Raw genomic sequence first — 15,026 nt, 5'->3', positions numbered from 1 at the left:
CCCTTCGTTCGCTTCATCCGCGCGCCCGTCGCGCCAGCTCGTGCAGCACCGCGGAGGTGGGCACGGGCGCCTGGCGGACGCCGGTCAGCTGCTGCTTGAGATAGGCGGTGCGCTGTGCGGTGGCCGCCGCGAACTCGGCGAGGTCGCCCTGCGGGCGGAATCCGTGCCGCACGGCCAGCTCGCGCAACCGCTTGTCGCCACCGAGGAGTTCGGCGACGGCCTTGCCCCGCTCGGTCAGCGGTACGACGGTGTGGTCACTGTTGACCGTGGTGTCCGGGTAGAGGACGACCAGGTCGCCGGGGGTGGGCTGCCCGCCGAGGAGGGCGGCCACCTGGGACTCGTAGACGAGGACCAGGGGATTGCCGGCGCCGCTGACGAAGTCCCGGAAGGCCGCGTCGGTGCTGGACTGCTGGGCGCCCTGCACGCTGACCAGTTTGCGCAGCAGCGGCGTGGCCCTGTCGACCTCGGCGTCGCTCGCGACCACCTTGCCGCCGTTGGCGACGTAGGAGGCGGCGGCCAGGTAGAGGGCGCCGGAGTTGGAGCTCTCCGGGTCGGTGCTGGAGATGTAGAGGGTGCCGGTCAGCTCCCCGTACGCCGCGGCGCCCTCGAGCTGCTGCCAGGTGCGGTCGTCTCCGGCGGCGTCGAGGAAGGCGGCCATGTCCAGCGTGCCGCGGCTCTCGCCGTCGAGCGTGGCCAGGCCGTTCCCGGCGAGCACCCCGGCGGCCCCGCGGTGGGCGACGACGACGAGCGGCGAGTAGAACGGGCGGGGGAGGGTCCCCGCGACCTCGTACGTGGCGGCGAGCTCGGCGGCGGGTGCCTGGCTGGAGGGGAAGGCGAGGTCGTACCCCTCGAGGTCGAGTCCTTCCATGGCCCAGGACCCGGAGGTCTCGGCCTTCACGGTGTAGCCCTGGGCGGCGAGGGCCTTCACCACGTCCGGATCCGCGAAGAACTCGGCCTTCTCCGATCCGATGACCATCCGCACGGTCTTCGTTGCCGTGCCTGTCTCCTCGTTGTCCCGGCCTGCGACGACGGCGGCCACCACGCCACCGATCAGCAGCACCGCGAGGACGATTCCTGCGATACGTCTCACGCCCGGAGCGTGCTCCCGGAATCGCACATTCCCGGGTGACCGGGATGAACGGGGGGTGAAGGACCGGACCCGGATTGCAACGGGAACCGGCCCTTCCTGTTGTGTACCTGCGGTCGTCGGGGGGACGGCTCAGTCCACGCCGTCACCGGCCCTGCCGTAGCGGCGGAAGTCGCCCGTGTCGACCGTCCAGGGGCCGAAGGGGACCTTGTCGCCGTAGATGTACGGGTCCTTGCGCGTGTACCGGCCCCGGCAGGGCTCCGAGTGCACCTCGACGGTGCCGGTGCGCGGGTCGACGATCAGGTAGTGGGGGATGCCCATGGCGGGGTAGTCGGCGAGCTTCTCGACGTAGTCGTTGTTCGGGTTGGACGGCGAGACGATCTCGACGACCGCGAGCACCTGTACGGCGTCGACGGCGAGACCCTCTTCGTCAAGGGCTTCCTCGGGGATGACAGCGGCGTCGGGGAGGCGCATGCGGCCGATGCCGGGGTGCTCGACCTCGGGGCCGTTCGCGCAGATGTACCCCGGGTGAGTGCCGAGGAGCTGCGCGTCCAGCTGCTTGCAGATGCGGCGGATCGTGCCCGCATGGCGCTTCGACGGGCACATCATGGCCAGTACCGGGCCGGACGGGCCGATCTCGACGCTCCAGGCCCCTTCGAGCCGCTCGGCGTAGCCCCCGAGTTCCTCGGCGATCGCGCGCATCTTCGCGTAGTCCATGCCCATGCGGTCAGCGTACTGAAGCGGTGGCGCCCGGTCCGCGCGTCGCTGCGGGTGCACGCGGACCGGGGCCGTTCGGGGGGACCCGGTGGGGTCAGGCGGTGGCGGTCAGGGTCTCGGCCGCCGGGGTGCCGGTCGCCAGGGACGCGGTGTGGGCGTCCATGCGTTCCGCCGCGAGGATCGCCACGGCGGTGTCGGCGCGGGACGCGGCGACGACCAGGGCGCGTCCCGCGAGGGTGTGGGCCCGGCGGTGCAGGGCCGCGGGCCGGGTGGTGCCGGGGGTCGTGGCGCGGACCGGCGGCCTGCCTCCCCGCAGCCGGGCGACCTGCTGCGCGAGCCGTTCGGCCGCGGTGTCCAGGTCGGGGGACGGGGTCCGGGCGCGCAGTTCGTCGGTGACGGCGAGCAGCGCCGCGAGGTGGCCCGCGAGCTGGATGTCCAGCTCCTCCTCGCGTGTCCGGTGGGGGAAGTCGGAGGTGCCGGCCATCGTGCTGTGCACCGACTTGGCGCGGATCGGTTCGTACATGAGATGGCCTCCCGTGTGCTGACAGGAAACCATCCTAGCTTGGAATTCGTCTAAAGTTGAATCGATCTCCGCTCCGCACGCCGCGGTCCGCCGGACGCGACCGCCGTGGTCCGTGGAGCGCGACCGTCAGGGCTGGCCGTAGCCGTCCAGGAAGCGCCCGATCCGTCCGACCGCGTCCCGCAGGTCCGTCACCGTGGGCAGCGTGACCACCCGGAAGTGGTCGGGTTCCGGCCAGTTGAAGCCGGTGCCCTGGACCACCATGATCTTCTCCTGGCGCAGCAGGTCGAGGACCATCCGCCGGTCGTCCTTGATCTTGAAGACCGACGGGTCCAGGCGCGGGAAGAGGTACAGCGCCCCCTTCGGCCGCACGCACGTCACCCCCGGGATCCGCGTCAGCAGCTCGTACGCCGTGTCCATCTGCTCCTTGAGCCGTCCGCCCGGCAGGACCAGCTCGTCGATCGTCTGCCGTCCGCTGAGCGCGGCCACCACCCCGTGCTGACCCGGCATGTTCGCGCACAGGCGCATGTTCGCCAGGACCGTCAGGCCCTCGATGTAGGAGTCGGCGTGGGCGCGCGGACCGGAGATCGCCATCCAGCCCACCCGGTACCCGGCCACCCGGTACGCCTTCGACATCCCGTTGAAGGTGAGGGTGAGCAGGTCGGGCGCGACCTTGGCGGTCGGGGTGTGCGTGGCGCCGTCGTAGAGGATCTTGTCGTAGATCTCGTCCGAGCAGACCAGGAGGTTGTGCCGGCGGGCGATGTCGGTCAGCCCCCGGATCATCGCCTCGTCGTACACCGCGCCCGTCGGGTTGTTCGGGTTGATGATGACGATCGCCTTGGTGCGGTCGGTGACCTTGCGCTCGACGTCGGCGAGGTCCGGCATCCAGTCCGACTGCTCGTCGCAGCGGTAGTGCACGGCGGTGCCGCCGGAGAGCGCCACGGCGGCGGTCCACAGGGGGTAGTCGGGCGCCGGGACGAGGACCTCGTCGCCGTCGTCCAGCAGGCCCTGCATCGCCATCACGATCAGCTCGGAGACGCCGTTGCCGATGAAGACGTGCTCGACGTCCGTCTCTATGCCCAGCGTCTGGTTGTGCATGACCACGGCGCGGCGCGCGGCCAGCAGGCCCTTGGCGTCGCCGTAGCCGTGCGCCGAGGAGACGTTGCGGAGGATGTCCTCCAGGATCTCCGGCGGGCAGTCGAAGCCGAACGCGGCCGGATTGCCCGTGTTCAGCTTGAGGATGCGGTGCCCCGCCGCCTCCAGGCGCATCGCCTCTTCGAGAACCGGACCCCGGATCTCGTAACAGACATTGCTGAGCTTGGTCGACTGGATCACCTGCATGAGGGGAGCTTACGGCTCGGTAACGCCTCGCGGGGCGTGTTTTCCGCCACGTGAGACGCCGGGTTTGCGGCGATATCGCCGTCGGCTGTCCCGGAGGCCCCCGTCTCTCTACAATCCCCGGCCATGTCCAGGCCTGGTGAGAGCGCGAACCCCCCGGTTCAGCCGAACGTGTACGTCCCGTACACCGAGAGCGAACCACCGCCCTACGAGGCGTACCGGGATCCGGCCGCGGCGCACGGGTGGGAGAACGCCTACGACGAGACGAGCGAGCTGCCGCGCGTCGTGGAGGCGCCGGACCCGTGGGGAGGCGACCCGCGGGAGACCGATCCGCAGGTGCCCGGCCCGCGGCTGTCCGACTCGCGGCCGTCCGACTCGCAGGGGTCCGGCCCGCGGTCGTCCGGCGGTCGCGCGGACCGCCGGCGGGCCTCCCGCCGGCCCCGGCGCGCGCTCGCCGCCGTCGGCGCGGTCGGGGCCGTCTCCGTGGCCGCGCTGGTCGCGGGCTTCGCGTTCTCCGGATCGCCGGACGACGCGGAGCGGGGGCGGCCGGCGGACACCCGGTCGGCTCCGGCGGAGACGGCCGGGGCCGGGGCCGAGGAGGCCCCGTCGCTCACCCCGGGGACGGACGCCGGACCGACGGCCGAGGCGTCACCCACCGCGGCCCGGTCCGCTCCCTCGTCGGCGGCCACGGCGTCCGAGCCGCCGTCGGCGTCCTCCTCGGCGGGCCCCGCGACGGCCTCCGCACCCGCCGAGGCCACCACCGCCCCGGCGGCCGGCCCCGGCAGGGGGAACGGCAAAGGGCGGGGCAAAGGGTCGAGGTAGGGCCGGCCGGCAGAGCCCTGTCCCGTGGGGAGGCGGCCCGTGAGGACGCCGCCCGCCTCCCCGCGGGCCCGCCGCCCGCCGTCTCGCGCCGTCACCGGCGCCGCCTCGCGGCTGTCCGTCGGATGTGCGGGCGCTTCCGCCGCCCCTCGTCCTGGAGCCTTGTCGTCCTGGACTCCCGCCGTGTCCAGCCGCTTCCGTCTCCTGCCGCCTCGCGCCGGGCCGTCCTCCGGCACCCGGCACCCGGCTTCCGGCGGCTGAAAAGTGATCCTTGCCCTCCCCCCTCCGTGCGCCAACAATGCGCATGACAAAAAAGCGCGCTTGATCCGTCGCGCGTGGCACAGCACCGACGGCCGGAAGATCTCCGGCCGTCCTGTCGTCAGAGGGGACCCCCACATGAGAAAGCCTCTCGTCGCCGCGTTCATCGCCCTGGCCATCGCCGGGGCCGGCGCGGCGCCCGCGGTCGCGGCGCCCGTGAGCGAGGCGCCCGCGAGCAAGGCGCCGGCGGTCGTGAGCGAGGCGTCGGCGGTCGCGGCGGACACGAAGGCGGCCGCCTCGCCGACCCTGCAGGCCGTCACCCTGACCGGGACCGTGGCGCTGAGCAACTGTTCCGGCTCCCTGATCCGCTTCCCGAACTCCCTGGACACCGCCCCGGCCCTGGTCCTCACCAACGGCCACTGCCTGGAGACGGGATTCCCGACGCCGGGCCAGGTCCTCGTCAACCGGACCTCCAGCCGCACCTTCGGGCTGCTCAACTCCGCCGGCACCCGGGTCGCGACCCTGCGCGCCAGCAAGATCGCCTACGGCACGATGACCGACACGGACGCGGCGGTCTACCAGCTCACCAGCACGTACGCGACGATCCGCAGCTCCTACGGCATCAGCGCGCTCACCGTGCAGGACACGCACCCGACCGCCGGCACCGCGATCACCGTCGCCTCCGGCTACTGGAAGCGGCTCTACAGCTGCAACATCGACGGGTTCGTGTACCGCGTCAAGGAGGGCGACTGGACCTGGAAGGACTCGGTCCGCTACACCTCCGCCTGCCAGACCATCGGCGGCACCTCCGGCTCGCCGGTGATCGACCAGGCCACCGGCAAGGTCGTGGCCGTCAACAACACCGGCAACGAGGACGGCGGGTCCTGCACGGTGAACAACCCCTGCGAGGTCGACGCGAGCGGCAACGTCACCGTCCGCCAGGGCATCAACTACGCCCAGGAGACGTACCAGTTCCCCGCCTGCTTCACCACCGGCAACCAGGTGAACCTGAGCGCCGCCGGGTGCGCCCTGCCCAAGCCGTAGGGCGACGCGCGGGGGCGGTCCGTCACCCGGACACGGGGGTGCGACGGACCGCCCGTCCCGCCAGCACGTCCGTCCGCCGGCCGTCCTCGACGACGAACCGGCCGTCGATCAGCACGTGCGGGATGCCGGTGGGCGGCGTGCGCGGCGCGTCGTAGGACGAGCCCGCCGCCACCGTCCGCGGGTCGAACAGGACCAGGTCCGCCCGGTACCCCTCGCGGACCAGGCCCCGGTCCGGCAGCCGCAGGCGGGCCGCCGGGCGGCCGGTGAGGTGGGCGACGCACTCCTCCAGCGACAGCACCCCCGCCTCCCGGACGTACCGCCCGAGGTAGTGCGGGAAGGTGCCGTACGCGCGCGGGTGGGGCTTGCTGCCCTGGAGGATGCCGTCCGAGCCGCCGGTGTGCACGCGGTGGCGCATGATCGCGCGGACGTTCTCCTCGTGGCCGACGTGCTGGAGGACCGCCGTGGCGAGCCGGTCCTCGACCAGCAGCCGACGGGCTGTAGTCCAGGGCGTCTCGCCGCGCAGCGCCGCCGACTCCCGGACCGTGCGGCCGACGTACGCGTCGAGGGCGGCGTCGCCGACCCCCGAGATCTCGACGGTGTCCCAGTCGACCGGCACGCCGTGGCAGCCGTCCGAACCCACCTCCTCCAGGTCGTGCCGGATCCGCTCGGCGCTCTCCTCGTCGGTCAGCCGGCGCAGGATCTCCTCGGGGCCGCCCTCGCTCGCCCAGCTCGGCAGCAGCGCCGCCAGGGTGGTGCAGCCGGCGGTGTAGGGATACGTGTCGAAGGTGATGTCGGCCCCCGCGGCCAGCGCCTCGTCCAGCAGGGCCAGCAGCTCCGGCGCCCGCCCCTCGTTCACCCCGAAGTTCATGGTGGCGTGGGCCAGGTGGAGCGCGCAGCCCGCCCGCCGGGCCAGCTCGACCATCTCCGCGTACGCCTCCAGGGCCCCGGCGCCGTAGGAGCGGTGGTGCGGGCAGTAGTAGCCGCCGTAGGAGGCCACCACCCGGCACAGCTCGGTCAGTTCGGCGTTCCCGGCGTACATGCCGGGCGTGTAGGTCAGCCCGGAGGACAGGCCGACCGCGCCCTGCTCCAGCCCTTCGGCCACCAGGCGCCGCATCCGGTCCAGTTCGCGGGGGGTCGCCTCGCGGTCGTCCCAGCCGACGACCAGCGCGCGGACCGTGCCCTGGGGGATCAGGTAGGCGGCGTTGACGGCGATGCCGCGGTCCAGGCGGTCGAGGTACTCGCCCACCGACCGCCAGTCGAAGTCGATGTCGTCGCCGGCGCCGTTCCAGCCGGCGACGGACCGGCGCACCCCGTCGAGCGTGCGGTCGTCGACCGGCGCGTACGACAGGCCGTCCTGGCCCAGCACCTCCAGGGTGACGCCCTGCGCGGCCTTCGCGCCGTGGCCGGGGTCGCGCAGCAGCGCGAGGTCGCTGTGCGCGTGCATGTCGATGAAGCCGGGGGACAGGACCAGCCCCTCGGCGTCCAGTTCGCGCACCGCCTTCGGGCGCTGGCAGCCCGCGGCCGCGGCCTCCTTGACGATCGAGACGATCCGGCTGCCGTCCACCACTACGTCGGCGCGGTAGGAGTCCGCGCCCGTGCCGTCGACGACGTCCGCGTCCCGGATGACCAGAGCTTCCACGACCGCCTCCTAGAAGAACGTACGGATGTAGTCGACGACCGTGCCGTCCGCCTCGGCCAGCGGGATCAGCTGCCACTTGTCGAAGGACGTGCACGGGTGGGACAGGCCGAGGCCCACCCAGTCGCCCACCTCCAGATCGGCGTCCGGTGCCGTCCGCAGCCAGGCGTGCTGGTCGGACAGGGCGGTGACGTCGACGCCGGTCGCCGGGCGCTCGACGCCGTCCCGCCGCACGACCTGGGCGAAGGGCAGATCGAGGTCGTGGGCGGCGTCCCGCTTGCCCGCGTTCACGAAGGCCTGCTCGGCGGACGGCCGCGACACCACCTGCGTCCAGAGGCGGAACGCCGGTTCCAGGGCGCCCTCCTCGGGGACGCGGTTGAAGGGCGTGAGCCTGCGGTAGTGGCCGTCGTCGTGCGAGACGTAGGCGCCGGAGCGCAGCAGCTTCAGCACCGGCAGGGAGAGCGCGGGCACCGTGGCGAAGACGTCCGCGACCGCGTCGAACCAGGCGCTGCCGCCCGCGCTGACGACGATCTCCTCCGCGTCCGCGAACCGCCCCGCCCGGTCGAGGTCCACGGCCAGCGCCACCAGCCGGCGCAGCCAGGCACGCACGCGCTCGGGGTCGGCCCGCGGCACCTCGCCCTCGTAGCCGGCGACGCCCACCAGCCGCAGCGTCGGCACGGCGGCCACCGCGTCCGCGACCGCCGCGCACTCGGCCTCGGTGCGGACCCCGGTGCGGGCGCCCTCGCCCCCGGCCAGTTCCACGACCACGTCCAGCGGCCGGGCCGCCCCGCGCAGTGCCGCGTCCATCAGCTCCACCCCGCGCACGGAGTCGACGTAGCAGACGAAGGAGTATCCGGGGTCGGCGGCGAGGTCCGCCGCGACGGCGCGCAGGGCCGCCGGGTCCACCAGTTCGTTGGCGAGGAAGACCCGCCGGACGCCGTACGCCCGCGCCACGCGGACCTGGTGGGGGACGGCGAGGGTGATGCCCCAGGCGCCGTGCTCGATCTGCCGCCGGAACAGCCGGGGCGCCATGGAGGTCTTGCCGTGCGGGGCGAACGCGAGTCCGTGCCGGGCGGCGTACGCCTCCATGAGCCGCAGGTTGTGCTCCAGGCGCTCGGCGGACAGCGCGAGGACGGGGGTGGTGAAACCGCCGGTGAAGAGGTTGCGGCGCTGGGCGGCCAGTTCACCGACCGTCAGGCCGTCGGCGTCCGGCGGCAGGCCCTTGAAGCGGTGGTCGACGCGTTCCCGCGCGAGCCGCGCCAGCGCTTCGGTCCCGGGATCGAGGGCCATACGAGCCTCCAGACATGGTGTGTTGCACTGTGTGCAACGGTCATTGCGTACAACGCTTTCCGCTGTCTAACATCTCGGCCAGCGCGGGGTCAACGGAGCCGGCCCGCACACCGACCAGGGAGCTGTGACGATCGTGACCGCCGACGGATTCCGCAACGCCCCCGACGTCGTGGACGTCGTCGCGCTCGGCGAGTCCATGGTCACCTTCCTGCCCTCCCGGCCCGGCCGCCTCGCCGACGTGCCCTCCTTCGACCGGGCCATCGGCGGCGCCGAGTCCAACGTGGTCTGCGCGCTGGCCGCCGCCGGACACACGGCGCGCTGGGTCGGCAGGGTCGGCGCCGACGGCTTCGGCGACCACCTGGTCGAGGCGATCGGGGCGTACGGCGTCGACGTCACGGCCGTGGGGCGGGACGCGGCGCGCCCGACCGGCGTGTACTTCCGCACCGCGGGGGACCGGGCGACCGACGCCCACGAGGTGGCGTACTACCGGGCCGGGTCGGCGGCCTCCGCGATGACGACGGACAACGTGGACCTCGCGGCCGCGCGGGCCGGCCGCGTCCTGCACCTGTCGGGCATCACGGCGGCCCTGTCGAAGGGCTGCCTCGGCCTGCTGGAGGAACTGACCGGACCCCGGCCGGAGAGGCCGCTCGTCTCCTTCGACGTCAACTTCCGGGCCGGGCTGTGGCCCGACGCCGAAGGCCCGCACGTCCTGCTCGAACTGGCCCGCCGCGCCGACGTCGTCTTCGTCGGGGCCGACGAGGCACGGGACGCCTGGGGCCTGCACGGCGCCCGTGCCGTCGCCGACGCGCTGCCCGACGTGGACCTCCTCGTCGTCAAACAGGGACCGGGCGCGGCCGTCGCCTTCGGCAAGGACACCCGGGGGACGGCGGACGCCGACAGCACGGCCACCCGTGTCCGCGCCCCCCGCGTCGACGTCGTCGCCGCCGTCGGCGCCGGGGACGCCTTCGCCGCCGGGTTCCTCTCCGCCACCCTGCGCGGCCTGCCGATGAAGGACCGCCTGCGCCACGGACACCTGTGGGCGGCCGCCGCCCTGACCGTCCCCGGCGACCTCGCCGCGCCCCCGCCCGCCCCCGGCCCGGCCACCGCCCCTCACGGAGCGGCCGCGCCGCGCCCCGCCTGGCTCGCACACGCCGACCGCCTCGCCGCCCTCGACGACGACGCGTGGGGGAGACTTCGACTCGGCCCCGGCTGGACGCAAGCCGCGACGGCCCCCGAGGAGGTACGCACCCCATGAGCCAGACCGTCGACCGCGCCCTGAGCATCCTGCCCCTGCTCGCCGAGGGCCCCGCCGACCTCGGACAGGTCGCCGACCGCCTCGGCGTCCACAAGTCCACGGCCCTGCGGCTGCTGCGGACCCTGCACGAGCACGGGCTCGTCTACCGGCAGTCCGACCAGCGCTACCGGCTCGGCGCCCGCCTCTTCGCCCTCGCCCAGGAGGCGATGGAGAACCTCGACGTCCGCGAGATCGCCCACCCCCACCTGGCACGGCTCAACGAGCGGTGCGGCCACACCGTGCACCTCGCCGTGTACGAGGAGGGCGAGGTCCTCTACATCGACAAGGTGGAGAGCCGCTACCCGGTGCGGATGTACTCGCGCATCGGCAAGCCGGTCGCCGTCACCGTCGCCGCGGTCGCCAAGCTGCTCCTGGCCGACCTGCCCGAGCCCGAGCGGCGCGCCGTCGCCGAGCGGCTCGACTACCCCCTCTACACGGCCCGTTCCACCCCCGACGCGCCCGCTTTCCTGCGGGAGCTGGCGAAGGTGCGCGAACAGGGCTGGGCCACCGACCTCGGCGGCCACGAGGAGTCCATCAACTGCGTCGCGGCACCCGTCCGCGGCGCCGACGGCCGGGTGGTCGCCGCGATGTCGGTCTCCGCGCCGAACGTCGTCGTCACCGCCGACGAACTCCTCACCCTGCTCCCGCAGGTGCGCCGCACCGCGGACGACATCAGCGGCGAGTACTCCGGCAGGACCTGAAGCGAAGGACACCGTACGACCATGACCGAGAAGATCGCGCTCACGCCGAAGACCCACACCGTTCCGCCCGCGAAGTTCTCGCACGGCGTGCGCAAGGGCAACATCCTCCAGGTCGCCGGGCAGGTCGGCTTCCTGCCCGCCGAGGAGGGCAGGCCCCCGACGCCGGCCGGCCCCACCCTGCGCGAGCAGACCCTGCAGACCCTCGCCAACGTCGAGGCGATCCTGGAGGAGGGCGGCGCGAGCTGGGACGACGTGATGATGATCCGCGTCTACCTGACGGACGTGGACCACTTCGCCGAGATGAACGACCTCTACAACGCCTACTTCGAGGAGCAGGCGCTCACCGCCCCGCCCGCCGCGCGCACCACGGTCTACGTCGGCCTCCCCGCCGGCCTCCTCATCGAGATCGACGCGCTCGCCGTCCTCGGCTGAGCCCGGACTCCCCAGGCTCCCCGGACTCCCCGGACTCCCCGGCGGGCCGGTTCCCCCGTCCCCCGGCGGCCCGGCTCCTCGTCGGTCCGCGAACTCCCGCCTTCCGTGAGCCGCTTCGCGCGCTCCCTTCAGCGCGTTCCGCGCCCCCTACCCCGCACCCCGCACCCCGCACCCCGCACGACGGCACGGCGGCCCCCGACCCGGGGGCGCGCCGTGCCGCGATCCGCCCTGCCCGAAAGCTCCGTGCACTCACGCAGAGGACCCCCGCATGCCCCACTCCCTGGCGGCCGCCGCCGAAGCCCCGCCCCACACCGGCGGACTGCTCCTGCTCGTCGACGGCACGGCCGGACTGCTCACGGTCGCCGCCCTCGGCATCGCCCTACTGCTCTTCCTGATCATCAAGGTCAGGCTCCAGCCGTTCGTCGCCCTGCTCGCCGTCTCCATAGCCGTCGGCCTGTCGGCCGGACTCTCCGTCACCGAACTCTTCGGCACCGTCCAGCGCTCGGACGCCGTCTCCACCATCGAGTCGGGCATGGGCGGCATCCTGGGCCACGTCGCCATCATCATCGGCCTCGGCACCATGCTCGGCGCGGTCCTCGAGGTCAGCGGCGGCGCCGAGGTCCTGGCCTCCCGGCTGCTCCACCTCTTCGGCGAGAAGCGGGCGCCCCTCGCGATGGGCGTGACCGGCCTCGTCTTCGGCATCCCCGTCTTCTTCGACGTCGGCATCTTCGTCCTCGCGCCGATCGTCTACGCCGCCGCCAGGCGCAGCGGCAGGTCGATCCTGCTGTACTGCCTGCCGCTGCTCGCCGGCCTGTCGATGACCCACGCCTTCCTGCCTCCGCACCCGGGCCCGGTGGCGGCCGCCGGACTCCTCCACGTCGACCTCGGCTGGGTCATCCTCATGGGCGTCGTCTGCGGCGTCCCCGCGGTCCTGGCCGCCTGGGCGTACTCCGCGTGGATCGGGCGCCGCCTCTTCGTCGCCGTACCGCAGGACATGGTCGAGGCGGCGGCCGAGGCCCGGTCGGCCGTCGTCGAGGAGCAGCGGGCGCAGGGCGTCGTCCCGCGCGAGGACCCGGTGCCGCTGGGCACGGTCCTCGGCATCATCGGCACGCCGCTGGTGCTGATCCTCGCGGCCACCTTCTCCTCGATCGCGCTGGACCCCTCCACGGCGCGTTCGGTGATCGAGTTCTTCGGCAGCCCCTTCGTCGCCCTCACGATCGCCCTGCTCCTGGCCTACTACCTGCTCGGCATCCGGCGCGGCTGGTCCCGCAAGTCCCTGGAGACCGTCTCCACGGCCTCGTTGAAGCCGGTCGGCAACATCCTGCTGGTCGTCGGGGCGGGCGGGGTCTTCGGCGCCGTCCTCAAGGCGAGCGGCGTGGCCCAGGCCCTCTCCGACACCTTCCACGACGTCGGTCTGCCGGTGCTGGTGCTGTCGTACCTGATCTCGGTGGTGCTGCGCGTCGCCCAGGGCTCGGCGACGGTGGCGATCGTGACGACGGCGGGCATCGTGGCGCCGCTGCTCGCCGGGGGCGGCCACTCGCAGGCCTTCGTCGCCCTCGTCATCATGGCGATCTCGGCGGGTTCCATCTTCGCCTCGCACGTCAACGACGGCGGCTTCTGGATGGTCGCCAAGTACTTCGGCATCAGCGAGCGGGACACCCTGCGGACGTGGACCGTGCTGGAGACGGTGCTGTCCGTCGTCGGGTTCGCCGTGGCGGCCGTATTGAGCCCGTTCGTCTAGCCGTGGCCGCTTGCTCGCGTGTAGGCGTCTCATAACGAAGTGGAGGGCCGGCTGTGTCCGGCACAGGATCTTCGACCATACTGCCCGCTGTGGAGCAGCGCATAGGTTCGAGCAGCCAGCCCCTGGAGGGCGCCGGGTTCGACCCGGCATTCATCCCCGGGCTCACGTCGCCCGTGACCGCGGAGCCGAAGGACGCCAGGTCCGAGGACGGCCCGGAGGCGGACGGGACGGTCACCGCCCCGGACGCCCCCGAGGGCGCGTCGGCCGAAGTGGACGCGCCGGCCGGGGAGTCGGAGGGGGCCGAGGAGCCGACGGCGCCGGACGGTCCCGTCTTCGAGGCCGCCGACCGCCGGGCGCGGATCGTCGCCGACGCCCGGGGCGTCCGCCTCCGCCTCGACGAGGAGGAGTGCGAGTTCCGCTGGGAGGAGATCGGCGCGGTCGAGACGGAGACCCCGCGTTTCGGGAAGCGGTTCACCATCACGGTGCACACCCCCGACCGCCGCTGGTACCCGATCGAGATCGAGGCGACGGCCAGGGGCCGCTTCAAGGAGTGGGACGAGCAGCTCGACGCGGTCCTGGACGCCTACTTCGAGGAAGCGGCCGACCGCGAGGACACCGAGACCGGGTCCGAGACCGGGTCCGACGCCGAGCCCGGGACCGGGTCCGGCACCAAGCCCGACGCAGGCTAGCGGGCGCCGCCGTCAGCCGCAGTACTGGGCCTGCTTGCCGATCGAGCGGTACATACAGTCCGAGTTCTCCAGCAGTTGCAGCACCGCGTCCTTGTTGCGCGCGGTCTCCCGCTCGATGACCTCGTCGGGCGGGTAGAACCCGCCGCCGCCCGACGAGCCCGGGTACATCTCGAAGGTGTACGAGAAGATCTTGTGGGTGCCCCAGAGGTAGTCGTCGATCGACCCGTCCGTGATGTACAGGTCGCTCGACTGCTCCGGGGTGTACCCGTTGCTGGCGGCCATCGACCGGCCGACCGTGGCGAAGGCGTTGCGGTCGTCCGCGGTCATCCCGGTGGCGGTGTCGGCGGTGGTGTACCCGAAGGGCCACAGCACCAGTTCGCTGTAGGTGTGGAAGTCGATGCCCGACTTGATCTGCTGGACGCCGCCCACGACCCGGCTGCGCACGAAGTTGGCGACGACCTTCACCTCGGGCGCCGACTCGGCGGCGGCCCCCCGGTAGGTCTCGGAGGACGTCGAGCCCGAGGAGCCGCCGCAGCAGCCCCACCGGTAGGCCCAGTTGCGGTTGAGGTCCGTACCGACGGCCGTGGAACCGGAGTTGGGCTGGCGGTTCTTGCGCCACGACCGGTAGGAGCCGGTGGCGACGTCGTACTCGCCGCCGTCCGGGTTGAGGTCGGGCACGATCCAGATCTCGCGGTTGTTCACCATGCTGGTGATGCGGGAGTCGGTGCCGTAGCCGGCGCCCAGCTCGCGGATCAGGTACAGGGCCATCTCCACGGTCAGGTGCTCGCGGGCGTGCTGGTGGTGGGTGAACAGCACCTCGGGCTCGGCCTCGTCGGTGCCGACGTTGTCGCTGATCTTGACGGCGACGATGTTGCGGCCCTGGTAGGAGGTGCCGATCACCCGCTTGCTGATGATGTTCGGGTAGGCCGCGATGCGCTGGTCGATCTCCGCGGTCATCTCGGCGTAGTTGTGGTAGCGCGAGTCGGCCGACGGGAAGTCGTAGAGCCGGGTCTCGCCCTCGGCGGTGCGGTCGGGGGCGGCGCCCAGCGCGGCGACCTCGTAGCCCTGCGCGCGCAGCTTCCCGATCTGGTCCGCGCGGCCGGAGACGACGACGGTCTCCTCGTCGGCCTCGTCCACGCTCACCCCGGCCGCGGCGATCGCGGTGCGCGTCTCGGGCGTGCTGCGGTGGACGTGGATCTCGTACTGGCGGATGTCGTCGGCGGAGGGCGCCGCCTTCACGGCGCTTCCCGCCGCCGCGTTCGTGGCCGTCGCCGAGATCGGCGCGGCGAGGGCGAGGGCCATCAGGGCGGCCAGCGCGGCGGTTCGTCTGCCGCCGCGGACGAGGCCGGAGCCGCGTGTGCGGAGTCGCATGGGTTCTCCTCGGTTCTCCAGAAGTCCGGGATCGCCGGACACGTGGGGGACGGAGCGGTGTGGAGCTGCGTGCGAGGTGCGGTGCGCCT

At 73.0% G+C, this 15,026-nt stretch carries 14 protein-coding genes; 7 read left to right on the top strand and 7 right to left on the bottom strand.

Annotated elements, in window-relative coordinates; all coding sequences use genetic code 11:
• Nucleotides 1-13: 13 nt before the first annotated feature.
• The 4 genes from ACZ5FU_RS03375 to ACZ5FU_RS03360 all read right to left on the bottom strand — a co-directional run bounded on the left by ACZ5FU_RS03375 (nt 14) and on the right by ACZ5FU_RS03360 (nt 3,665).
• Entirely contained in the window at nt 14-1,090 is a 1,077-nt protein-coding gene (locus ACZ5FU_RS03375) for a hypothetical protein (protein WP_451525306.1), read from the bottom strand.
• Between the two features lie 129 nt (nt 1,091-1,219).
• The gene (locus ACZ5FU_RS03370) at nt 1,220-1,804 is read right to left on the bottom strand and encodes a Uma2 family endonuclease (protein WP_469044724.1); all 585 of its coding nucleotides are present in this window, start codon (nt 1,802-1,804) and stop codon (nt 1,220-1,222) included.
• A 94-nt stretch (nt 1,805-1,898) separates the two neighbouring features.
• Nucleotides 1,899-2,327: an SCO4983 family protein gene (locus ACZ5FU_RS03365; protein WP_451775233.1), complete on the bottom strand. Its 429-nt coding sequence runs from the start codon at nt 2,325-2,327 to the stop codon at nt 1,899-1,901.
• Nucleotides 2,328-2,453: 126 nt separating this feature from the next.
• On the bottom strand, nt 2,454-3,665 hold the full coding sequence (locus ACZ5FU_RS03360; RefSeq protein WP_451525308.1) for a pyridoxal phosphate-dependent aminotransferase: 1,212 nt from the start codon (nt 3,663-3,665) through the stop codon (nt 2,454-2,456).
• A gap of 123 nt (nt 3,666-3,788) precedes the next feature.
• On the opposite strand from ACZ5FU_RS03360, the gene ACZ5FU_RS03355 reads away from it, so the two are divergent.
• Both ACZ5FU_RS03355 and ACZ5FU_RS03350 read left to right on the top strand, forming a co-directional pair.
• A complete protein-coding gene (locus tag ACZ5FU_RS03355) occupies nt 3,789-4,484 on the top strand; it encodes a hypothetical protein (protein WP_469044343.1) in 696 nt (231 codons plus the stop codon).
• A 393-nt stretch (nt 4,485-4,877) separates the two neighbouring features.
• Complete coding sequence (locus tag ACZ5FU_RS03350) at nt 4,878-5,783, top strand: trypsin-like serine peptidase (RefSeq protein ID WP_451525310.1); 906 nt, start codon at nt 4,878-4,880, stop codon at nt 5,781-5,783.
• 22 nt (nt 5,784-5,805) lie between these two features.
• On the opposite strand, the gene ACZ5FU_RS03345 is transcribed toward ACZ5FU_RS03350, so the two are convergent.
• On the bottom strand, nt 5,806-7,422 hold the full coding sequence (locus ACZ5FU_RS03345; RefSeq protein ID WP_469044341.1) for an N-acyl-D-amino-acid deacylase family protein: 1,617 nt from the start codon (nt 7,420-7,422) through the stop codon (nt 5,806-5,808).
• Between the two features lie 9 nt (nt 7,423-7,431).
• A complete protein-coding gene (locus ACZ5FU_RS03340) occupies nt 7,432-8,709 on the bottom strand; it encodes an amino acid deaminase (RefSeq protein ID WP_451525312.1) in 1,278 nt (425 codons plus the stop codon).
• 133 nt (nt 8,710-8,842) lie between these two features.
• On the opposite strand from ACZ5FU_RS03340, the gene ACZ5FU_RS03335 reads away from it, so the two are divergent.
• The 5 genes from ACZ5FU_RS03335 (at nt 8,843) to ACZ5FU_RS03315 (ending at nt 13,566) form a co-directional block, all read left to right on the top strand.
• Entirely contained in the window at nt 8,843-9,964 is a 1,122-nt protein-coding gene (locus ACZ5FU_RS03335; RefSeq protein ID WP_469044340.1) for a sugar kinase, read from the top strand.
• Nucleotides 9,961-10,704 carry an IclR family transcriptional regulator gene (locus ACZ5FU_RS03330; RefSeq protein ID WP_451525314.1) on the top strand — a complete coding sequence of 248 codons (744 nt, stop codon included), beginning with the start codon at nt 9,961-9,963 and terminating at the stop codon, nt 10,702-10,704. The genes ACZ5FU_RS03335 and ACZ5FU_RS03330 overlap by 4 nt, the downstream gene beginning before the upstream one ends.
• A gap of 21 nt (nt 10,705-10,725) precedes the next feature.
• Nucleotides 10,726-11,136, top strand: coding sequence for a RidA family protein (locus tag ACZ5FU_RS03325; protein ID WP_468642982.1), 411 nt, complete (start codon nt 10,726-10,728; stop codon nt 11,134-11,136).
• A 268-nt stretch (nt 11,137-11,404) separates the two neighbouring features.
• Nucleotides 11,405-12,877, top strand: coding sequence for a GntP family permease (locus ACZ5FU_RS03320; protein WP_468642984.1), 1,473 nt, complete (start codon nt 11,405-11,407; stop codon nt 12,875-12,877).
• A gap of 89 nt (nt 12,878-12,966) precedes the next feature.
• Complete coding sequence (locus ACZ5FU_RS03315; protein WP_468642986.1) at nt 12,967-13,566, top strand: hypothetical protein; 600 nt, start codon at nt 12,967-12,969, stop codon at nt 13,564-13,566.
• Nucleotides 13,567-13,578: 12 nt separating this feature from the next.
• Here the strand turns inward: ACZ5FU_RS03315 and ACZ5FU_RS03310 are convergent, their stop codons facing one another.
• Entirely contained in the window at nt 13,579-14,937 is a 1,359-nt protein-coding gene (locus tag ACZ5FU_RS03310) for a M14 family metallopeptidase (protein WP_451525318.1), read from the bottom strand.
• Nucleotides 14,938-15,026 lie beyond the last annotated feature (89 nt).

Source organism: Streptomyces sp. NPDC031554 (genome assembly GCF_055580685.1).
This window is presented reverse-complemented; position numbering and strand designations above follow the sequence as displayed.

Excerpts from the sequence above, each read along its gene's own strand:
- ACZ5FU_RS03370 (WP_469044724.1), bottom strand. The coding sequence starts at position 1,804 with ATGGACTACGCGAAGATGCGCGCGATCGCCGAGGAACTCGGGGGCTAC.
- ACZ5FU_RS03365 (WP_451775233.1), bottom strand. The coding sequence starts at position 2,327 with ATGTACGAACCGATCCGCGCCAAGTCGGTGCACAGCACGATGGCCGGC.
- ACZ5FU_RS03360 (WP_451525308.1), bottom strand. The coding sequence starts at position 3,665 with ATGCAGGTGATCCAGTCGACCAAGCTCAGCAATGTCTGTTACGAGATC.
- ACZ5FU_RS03355 (WP_469044343.1), top strand. The coding sequence starts at position 3,789 with ATGTCCAGGCCTGGTGAGAGCGCGAACCCCCCGGTTCAGCCGAACGTG.
- ACZ5FU_RS03350 (WP_451525310.1), top strand. The coding sequence starts at position 4,878 with ATGAGAAAGCCTCTCGTCGCCGCGTTCATCGCCCTGGCCATCGCCGGG.
- ACZ5FU_RS03340 (WP_451525312.1), bottom strand. The coding sequence starts at position 8,709 with ATGGCCCTCGATCCCGGGACCGAAGCGCTGGCGCGGCTCGCGCGGGAA.
- ACZ5FU_RS03330 (WP_451525314.1), top strand. The coding sequence starts at position 9,961 with ATGAGCCAGACCGTCGACCGCGCCCTGAGCATCCTGCCCCTGCTCGCC.
- ACZ5FU_RS03325 (WP_468642982.1), top strand. The coding sequence starts at position 10,726 with ATGACCGAGAAGATCGCGCTCACGCCGAAGACCCACACCGTTCCGCCC.
- ACZ5FU_RS03320 (WP_468642984.1), top strand. The coding sequence starts at position 11,405 with ATGCCCCACTCCCTGGCGGCCGCCGCCGAAGCCCCGCCCCACACCGGC.
- ACZ5FU_RS03310 (WP_451525318.1), bottom strand. The coding sequence starts at position 14,937 with ATGCGACTCCGCACACGCGGCTCCGGCCTCGTCCGCGGCGGCAGACGA.